Origin of the sequence: Dyadobacter sp. OTU695 (genome assembly GCF_038440355.1) — a bacterium.
Taxonomy (GTDB): Bacteria; Bacteroidota; Bacteroidia; order Cytophagales; family Spirosomataceae; genus Dyadobacter.
Genome location: NZ_JASATN010000088.1, coordinates 1 through 435, shown reverse-complemented (window position 1 = coordinate 435; position 435 = coordinate 1). Strand labels below are relative to the sequence as shown.

1 protein-coding gene is annotated in these 435 nt (G+C 43.2%); it reads left to right on the top strand.

Annotated features, from left to right (window positions below; translation table 11 throughout):
• Window positions 1–388, top strand: a 388-nt coding sequence (locus AAHB90_RS32560) for a helix-turn-helix domain-containing protein (protein WP_342089502.1), incomplete at its 5' end; no start/stop codon positions are given.
• Window positions 389–435 lie beyond the last annotated feature (47 nt).

Sequence of the window (435 nt, the reverse complement as noted above, 5' to 3'; positions counted from 1 at the left end):
GTCTGTCGCAACCCGACTGAATATGGTTTATCAAGTAGCCACCGGGCTATCGAGTCGGCAGGTTGCCAGAATCTATGGGGTCAGCTTTAAACAGGTCATTAATTGGGTGCACCGGTTCGAAAACGAAGGCATCGAAGGGTTATACGACCTTCCAGGACGTGGCAGAAAGTCAATTTTGTCATTATCCGACCTTGAAGATATTCGAGATGTTGTCTTGAATTGCCCCCCTGATGAGTTTGGGTATGCTCAAAAACGCTGGTCTGGCCCGCTATTGCTTGAATGGATCAATAAGAAATACAACACTCAATATAGAAGCTCCCAGATTTATAAGCTTTTGGACAGAATTGGAGTAGAATTCAAGAGGCAGGTTGGCTACGTATCCAAATAATTGTGTAATTTTTAATTATATTTTGTCATCAAAAGTGGCGAAGAGCC